Raw genomic sequence first — 7,704 nt, 5'->3', positions numbered from 1 at the left:
CCCTCTATTACATCTGGGGCGGCTGGATAGGCAGCGTGACGTACGCGGCCAGAGAAGGCGGATCTTACAGTTGTGCCCGTTGCCATACCACAGGATTTGCGATAGACAATTCGGCTCCCGAGCCGTTATTCTCTTTTCCTTCGATCAACCTCAACCTCGACCCGGACGCGGGTGGCCCGGCCACAACGAGTTCCTGGACTCTTGACGGGGTCCAGTGCGAAAGGTGTCATGGACAAGGCAGCACGCATGCGGCAGGACCGAGCATAAACAACATAATTCTGCCCTCGGCACTGGCCTCAACCGATCTCTGCATGAGCTGTCACAGGCAGGAGCATCAGGACCCTAATACCGGGGTGATTAGCGTTAACAACCCGCCTCAGATTGAGGTGAGCAACAGCGGCAACTTTGCTATTACGTTCTACGGCTACTCCACGGGGCAGGAGTTTCTGAACAGTCCTCATGCTAGGTTCACGGGAACCTCAGGAGATATCCTGAATGCAGCTAAATATCAAAGTAATTTTCAGTCGAGTTACGGCGGCTGCAGCGGATGCCATGACGTCCACGAGAGTACGGTCCCTGAGATCAACGCCTTAGCATCCACGTCGATGAAGAATGCCTGCGGTATTAACTGCCACAGCAACATGGGGAATTTCGGGTTGATTAAGCATCCGACCGGACCCGGAACGCCGATCGGAGCGGGCTCGGATGTTACGGATGCATGCGCGATCTGCCACATGCCTGTGGCGTCGCAGGGCGGGGCAGCGCATCTTTTCAGAATCAGTACCGATCCTAATTACAGCACATTCCCGACTCCGGCACAGTATGGCGCGGGGCAGAGAACCGCAAACACTTCACCTGACGGGATCTACACCACGGCTGTTTGGGTAGACCTCGACCTCGCATGCGGCCAGTGCCACGGAGGAAGCGCGGGACCGGGTGCTACCACAAACGGCGCGATGTATCTCGACAAGAATTATCTGGCAGCCGTCGCGACAGGCATGCACGCTTCTCAAGATCTTCCCCCGACTGTGAGTCATAGCGCTCAAACAGTGACAGTAAACGGCCTATCGGTGAGCTTCACGGACAATTCCGCTGAAAATAATTCCAAAAGTGCGACCGATCTCGTTGTTGAGGTGAACTGGGATGACGGCAGCGTCTCCTTCGGCCCCAGTGGCAGCGCATTCAGCCATACGTACGCTTCGGGCGGCGTCTTCAATATCCTTCATACGGTCAGCGAAGGCGGAAACCAGTTCGCTTCTGAGTTCATCCCGGTGACCGTATCGGCTACCGCCGGGTCGTACAGCATAACCGCGAGCAGTGCCTTTACCGGGGTGCTCTATGTTCTGAAGCATAACGGTCTTTTAATTCAGACACAGACCCCTGCCGGCACTTCGGCAATCTTCAGCGGCCTGGCCCCGAACACCTACACGGTTACCGCTTACAAGAACAAGGCGATTGGCCCGACTACGCAGTCAGTGATCGTCACCAATGCGGACCAGGCTGTCGCCTTCTGACAGACGGTGCGATTCCGGCAGACGTTGAAGAGCGGGTCGCGGTCTCTGTCGCCCAGTGGTGAATAGGCTCGATAAGTATGAACACTGACCGGACCGGACCTTCATTTCCTGAATCGGATGAAGATATAGAATCCGATCAGGAAGGGTTCGAACCGTATTACCATGTTGTCCGTGAATCCCCAGAGGAATTGGTAGGCGGCCACGCCGGGTCCGGACGAGGCCCCGAGACCCCCGTCTATCAGAACCTCCGTCAATTCCTTTGCCTCCAGGGAAAAGACATAGAGTACGTGAACAAAGAGGAGTATGAGAAGGGCCTCTCCGCAGGCCCTACGCTTTCTCTTTATAAAGGGATAGAGGGCCGCCATCATCGCCAGGGTTAGCGGCGCGTTGAACGTATAGGAAGACGTCTTGACCGGTATGTCGATGAGGATTTCGCCTTTCTCCTTTCGTGCGCTGAAAGTCGCCTCGATTATTCCCTCTTTCGCTGTCATATCCTGAAAACGGACGTCTTTTGCGAACGTGATCGCCTTAGACGCCAGGTAAGTGACCCCATACCCGTAAGAGTCCTTCACCTGTATCCAGAGGAGTAAAAAAACGAGATAGGACGCAAGGAAGACGAGGATCGTCTTGAGGATCAGCCTATGCTGCAGTCTATTCCCTGTCTTCCGCATACCGCAGATAGATAAGGAAGATACCGAGGGAGACCGCTATCATTATGCCCTGCGCGACGTAGATGTGGAGGTATTCAAAGAGGCTCTTGAAATGAATCCCCGCGTAGGCGAGGAAGGCAATCCTCAGGATATTCAATGTCTGAAGAACGACGAAACCGGCTCCGATGCCGATGAGCCGTTTCTTCCACGGTGAGGGAAAGGCGATGACAGCGACAGAATATATCATCACCGCCTCAAGTCCGTTACACCCGAATTTCACGTCAAGAGAGATGGCGGGGAGATGAATAAGTGAACCATCACAAGTGGCGGGGACCCTCATCGCTCCGAGAACCTGAGCCGTGGCCTTCACAACCCCCTCGGTATAAAGTCCGTTCAGGTCAAACATCTTTTGAAGGGGCACAAAGCCTATCAGGAAGAAGAAGGCTCCCATGAGGATTATATAGGTCACGGCAAACCGCCTCAGACTCGTCGCTCCCGACATCTTTCTCCCCTTCCCGTTTCTTAACAGACCATGAAATAATATTATACTGCGCTCCACAGAAAAAAGACGGATTCGTCGTCTTACCATGAGCCCTAGCCGAACAAAAGAGAACGGCGTTTATTCACGCCTCTGTAACTGCGTAACGTGATATAATGGGGCGTAGTACAGGCCGTGCTCCCGAATACAGTCGAGAGGAACGGGCTTGTCTTTGGCTGAACTGCCTGGAGGTTGGAATGAATTACCTGGCCTTGATGTTTTTCGTCTTCATAGCCCTTCCGATCGAAGCAGGCACGGACAACCCGGCGTCTGATCTCAGATGCGGCCAGTACATCATTTCGCGGGGGGCGGTGAAATCCGATGTGCTGAGGAAATGCGGCGACCCGAGCAACATCGAGAGGTGGGAGAAAGAAAGCGTGAGAAGGGACTTCTATCGAGATATCCCTGTTCAATCGGATGAAGAGCTGTCGCAGGAGCCGCCGTTTCTCAGAGAGCAGATCAGAGTCGAGGAATGGGAGTACAATTTCGGACCAACGAGATTCCTCTATTACCTGAGATTCGAAAACGGCAAACTCGTGCGCATTACGGTCGGCGACTACGGATATTAGAGCAGATGGCCGGGAAGTCTTCAGGTGATTCCCGAAGTCGACTCATCCCAAAGTACGTATATCTCTCCTCGGCCCTGTCGGAGTTCCTCCCGCAAGCGGATCGAATGCTCACAAGAAAATCACGAGAGGTATGTCTTCTCCGAATTTCTTGATCGTCCGATTGACATCACCTGACCTCATGATAGACTTTAATGGGAGAATACTGCCGCAAACTATATGTCGCTTTACCAAGGCATAGAGAAGGGGGTGGACGATGGTTGGGAAAAGAGTTGTTTTGATGATGGTTCTCATCGCCATGACAGGCTTTACGGCTGCGGCGAATGCGGGGTCACTGGTATGTGACGTGAGCAATAGCGATGTCGCTCAGGTATTTACTTCAGACGTTTTGGCGGCGCTGCCGGTACCGAGACTTCACTTCAATTGTGTCAGTACCGATCCGGCAACTCCGGGTACCGTCCAGATCACTACGGATCTTCCTGTGGTCAGTTCACCTACCAGCCCTCCAATCTTGACGGAAGGAACAACAGTCTATCCAGGGCAGGTATCAGGAAATGTGACGACTTTTTCGAACATCCAGATATTTCAGGGGACGAGCAGTTTTGATATCACGAACCTTTACTTAGATGGCACAAAGGGGACGTCGTTCACGCCGATACGGCTCTTCGGAGGAGTTTATACAATGAACGCTGCTGCAACTTACCCTGCCGTGACAGTCGGCATCTTCGGGCAGGGAGGGAATGGGGGGACTGCCGTCTTCGGAACCGACCAGAACCTCTATATTCCCTATGCGACCGCATTCGACAATTGGTTTCACGGTAACTTCTCCTATGCCAAGTCTGCGACGGGAGGAGACTATCTGCTCCTCAATGAATACAAGCTCACTTCCCAGAGTAAGTGGAACAATTATGCATCCTTCTCACAAGACCCAAAGGGCAGAATCTGGGGCACTGTACCCGATATCCGTTCCTATATCGATAATAATTCCTATGCGGCTGTTCTCCGTGACGATCCCCTCGATCAGCCATTTCAGGGGAGATATTCATTCAAGGTGAACGACTTATGGCCGAACTCCCCATTCAGCCTCCAGAGTGCGAGAAAGACGGCTGCCGGGGTGCTTCTGTCCGTTCCGGACGAGGCGAAGGCATATGCCACTCTGACCCCCATCAATACGTTCTTCGGCATGACGCCGGTGGATGGCCAGACATATAGATTTACGTCGAAAGTCGGCGGTTATTTCGATGTCTCCTGTGGACTTTCCGCGGACGGCAACACGCGATGCAGCAGCATATTCAACAACTTCCTAACTCCTTACGTTTCCATGAACGGAAGTCTCGAAGGCATAGCAAAGAGTTTTAACCCGGCGCCTCAGAACTGGACCATCAACCTGAGAGACTTTCAGGTGAAGGCCCAGTATTCGGATTTTACCTATAACATGAGCATATCGGGACAGGATTCAGACCTCTCGAGCACTATCACGCAACGGGATTTGCTCGTGAACGGATTCAGCAAGGGCACATATATTATACAGAGCAATCCGATACCATATTCTTTCAAGAAGTCCGATTTCCATGTACGCCTGATCGATGACAGGAGCACGAACTCTATCATTTACAACGCCCTTTCCGGATACACCTATAACAGCTGCACCGGTCAGCTCGTTTCGCCGGCGACCCTCACGGGGTTCACTTTCTCTTCCGATTACTCTAAGATTTTTGGCGGATCGTTGCGGTTGACCAGCCCGATTAACAGCGACGCCATAGATACGACAATCAACAGTAACGGCAGCTTCAGCATCGATTTCAACGGCGTGCCTACGTCGACGGCCATTGATCAGAACGAGCTTAATGCTGCCTGTCTGCCTCCCCCTTCAACCGGTGTACCGAAGTTGTCTGTCAGCCCCTTGACTTTTTCCCTTGACCATCAGATAGGCGTGACCCAGTGTCCAACACCGATTGGTGACCTTATTATCGCAAACACCGGCGACGCGGGGAGCATACTGTTTTATTCGCTGACGAATACATACAGTGTAGGCGCCAACTGGCTCAATGTTTCTAAGACGAACGGCAGCGTTTCCGCCGGGGGTACCGATAAGGTTTCCCTTCAATTCAACTGTAATGTCTCCGGGCCGAACACCTATACGGCGACGACAGTCGTGACGGGCACCGACTCTGCGGGAAATGTTGTAGGTACGGACAACGTTTCGATAACCGTCAATGTGCATAATTGAAGAAGAGGGCCGGCTGCTCGGATAAGAAATCGTGGCAGCCGGCCCGACCCACGCCCATTTGACCGGGGGTTCGGCCTCCCGATCATCCATTGATCTATCTCCTCCTGATGTCCTGAACGCGCTGAAACGGTATTCCTGTTTGACGATGAGAATCTTTTCAATCGACCGCTCACGATTCTTGACTTTCGATGACGCAGGTGAGTTGCGGAGAAGGCCCCTCATCAGTCAAAGACTAGTCTTTTACGGATGGTCTTTCAGGAATCCGCCCTCTGAAAAAAAAGGAGATTTGTGTTTGATGATAAGAGGGTTTTATAATGCTGCGACGGGAGAGCATCAATGAAAGAATCGATGAAGCGGAAAAATCTTCTTCTCTGGCTCACGGGAAGCATAGGGGTCATCGTGCTCATCATCGTGGCCCTTTCCTTCCTCGTGCCGAAGCTCATCGACTTGGAGTCGATACGGGAAAAGATCAAGGCAGATATCTCCCAAAAAATTTCGGGAGAGGTCGGTTTCGAGAAGATGGAGGTCTCGTTCTTTCCCCGCCCCTTGATTGTGATCAGCAATGCGACGTTCTCCTTTCCGGGAACGGCGGAGGGAACCATCGCTTCCCTGAGAATGTTCCTCCGCCTCCGTCCTCTTTTTTCGGGGGAGGTGAGAATCGCAGGGGTCCAGCTAGTGAGCCCCAGAGTATCCATCACGGTTTCCGAAAGAGAGAGGGAGAGGGAGAAGACAGCGTCTCTTTCCGCTCGAGAAGTTGAGGAGAAAGTCTCGGCGCTGTTGAAGTCCCTGGCAACCACCCTGCCTGAAACCAGGATTGTCGTAGAGCAAGGAAGCGTAAAAATTTCCGATGCACGCAGCTCTCTTGTTCTTTTCGAGGACATTGCCGGACAGCTTACATTCTCCCCCGGTGAGGCGAGTGTCGCGCTCACGTGCAGTTCCGACATCTCAAGAAGCATTTCCATCGGTATACGTTTGGATCCCCGGAATCTGAAAGGCATCGGCACCGTCAAGTTCACAGGCCTGAAGCCGCAGCATATCATCCACCACCTTTTCCCGGACACGGTCAAGTTTCTCGGAGACTCTGAAGGTAACTTCATCCTCTCTCTAAGAATGCTTGGCTCCGGTGAGATGGAGGCGGAAGTGCAGGGCTCAATCCCCCATCTGACCCTTCTGAACAGGGGCGAGAGGGTCCTCGTAAGGGGAATCGACATGAGCGGCGCCTTTGCTGCGATCGGAGAGAGAACTGAAATAACGCTGAACGAACTGAAAGTCGAGTACCCACGACTCACGCTGAGCTGTGAGCTCATCCGTGATAAGACTGCGCGGACTGTCAGCCTGGAGCTGTCCGGCAAGGGGGTGGATGTCCCATCGTTGCGGACCGTGGCCCTCTCTTTGGCAGGAGGGGTCCCCCTCGTCCGGGACATTTTCGGGTATGTGAGAGGAGGAAGGCTTTCCTTCATTACGGTGCGGAGCCACGGGGCTTCATTAGAAGACCTTGGCAGCACCGAGAGCATATCTATCACTGGCGTCATCGAGCGGGGAGAGATTTTTGTCCCGGGGCCGAAGCTGGACTTCAAGGAAGTGAACGGAGACTGCATCATTTCCCAGGGCATCCTGGAGGGAAAGAAGGTCGAGGGAATTCTCGGAAAATCTGAGGTTCGGGACGGCAAGTTGAGGGTCGGACTGAGAGGGAGCGATGCCCCGCTCCATATCGATGCAGCGGTAAAGGCGGACCTCGCTGAAGCGAGTAATATCCTGAGACGATTGGTTAAGGATGAGTCCTTTGTCAAGGAGATCGATCTTGTCCGCTCCGTTAGCGGTGAAGCACGCGGAAGGGTGATCCTCGGCGAAAGCACCGCCGTAATAAAGCCGCGCATCGATCTATCTGAAGTATCTTTCGCAGCAGAGTATGAGCGTCTCCCTTTCCCCGTGCTCATAAAGGGGGGCCAATTCTCTTATGACGAAACACGTGTCGGTGCGAGAAAACTGGCCGGTGCACTCGGCAAATCTTCCTTTGCAGATTTGACGGGTGAGTTACGTTTCGGGAATGATCCTCACCTCGAAGCCACATCCGGGACAGTCAAAATAGATCCGGATGAAGTCTATCCATGGCTGGCGTCCTTTGAGGGATTGAAATCGTCTCTGAAAGAGGTCCGGTCAGTGCGAGGCCTCATCAAGCTTGACACCCTCGCGGTGAGAGGCCCGC

General features: G+C 53.3%; 6 protein-coding genes. 4 read left to right on the top strand and 2 right to left on the bottom strand.

Annotation, left to right across the window (positions count from 1 at the left end; translation table 11 throughout):
• A partial coding sequence (locus VEI96_07110; GenBank protein HXX57754.1) for a hypothetical protein occupies positions 1–1,514 on the top strand: 1,514 nt, incomplete at its 5' end.
• Positions 1,515–1,615: 101 nt separating this feature from the next.
• Here VEI96_07110 and VEI96_07105 read toward each other — a convergent pair.
• A complete protein-coding gene (locus VEI96_07105) occupies positions 1,616–2,185 on the bottom strand; it encodes an exosortase H-associated membrane protein (GenBank protein HXX57753.1) in 570 nt (189 codons plus the stop codon).
• Positions 2,166–2,666: an exosortase H gene (xrtH, locus tag VEI96_07100; protein HXX57752.1), complete on the bottom strand. Its 501-nt coding sequence runs from the start codon at positions 2,664–2,666 to the stop codon at positions 2,166–2,168. The genes VEI96_07105 and xrtH overlap by 20 nt, the downstream gene beginning before the upstream one ends.
• A gap of 233 nt (positions 2,667–2,899) precedes the next feature.
• Between xrtH and VEI96_07095 the strand changes: the two genes are divergently transcribed.
• From VEI96_07095 to VEI96_07085, 3 genes are all read left to right on the top strand, one after another.
• Positions 2,900–3,271 carry a DUF2845 domain-containing protein gene (locus VEI96_07095; GenBank protein ID HXX57751.1) on the top strand — a complete coding sequence of 124 codons (372 nt, stop codon included), beginning with the start codon at positions 2,900–2,902 and terminating at the stop codon, positions 3,269–3,271.
• 253 nt (positions 3,272–3,524) lie between these two features.
• Positions 3,525–5,498 (top strand): hypothetical protein, encoded by a 1,974-nt coding sequence (locus VEI96_07090; GenBank protein ID HXX57750.1) that lies wholly within the window; start codon positions 3,525–3,527, stop codon positions 5,496–5,498.
• 336 nt (positions 5,499–5,834) lie between these two features.
• Positions 5,835–7,704: AsmA family protein (locus tag VEI96_07085; protein ID HXX57749.1), on the top strand; the 1,870-nt coding region annotated here is incomplete at its 3' end.

The organism is Thermodesulfovibrionales bacterium (assembly GCA_035622735.1).
Taxonomy (GTDB): Bacteria; Nitrospirota; Thermodesulfovibrionia; order Thermodesulfovibrionales; family UBA9159; genus DASPUT01.
The sequence above is the reverse complement of the archived record's forward strand: the minus strand, read 5'-3'. Positions and strand labels throughout refer to the sequence as shown.

Coding starts and splice junctions, on each gene's coding strand:
- VEI96_07095 (HXX57751.1), top strand. CDS start 2,900: ATGAATTACCTGGCCTTGATGTTTTTCGTCTTCATAGCCCTTCCGATC.
- VEI96_07090 (HXX57750.1), top strand. CDS start 3,525: ATGGTTGGGAAAAGAGTTGTTTTGATGATGGTTCTCATCGCCATGACA.
- VEI96_07105 (HXX57753.1), bottom strand. CDS start 2,185: ATGCGGAAGACAGGGAATAGACTGCAGCATAGGCTGATCCTCAAGACG.
- xrtH (HXX57752.1), bottom strand. CDS start 2,666: ATGTCGGGAGCGACGAGTCTGAGGCGGTTTGCCGTGACCTATATAATC.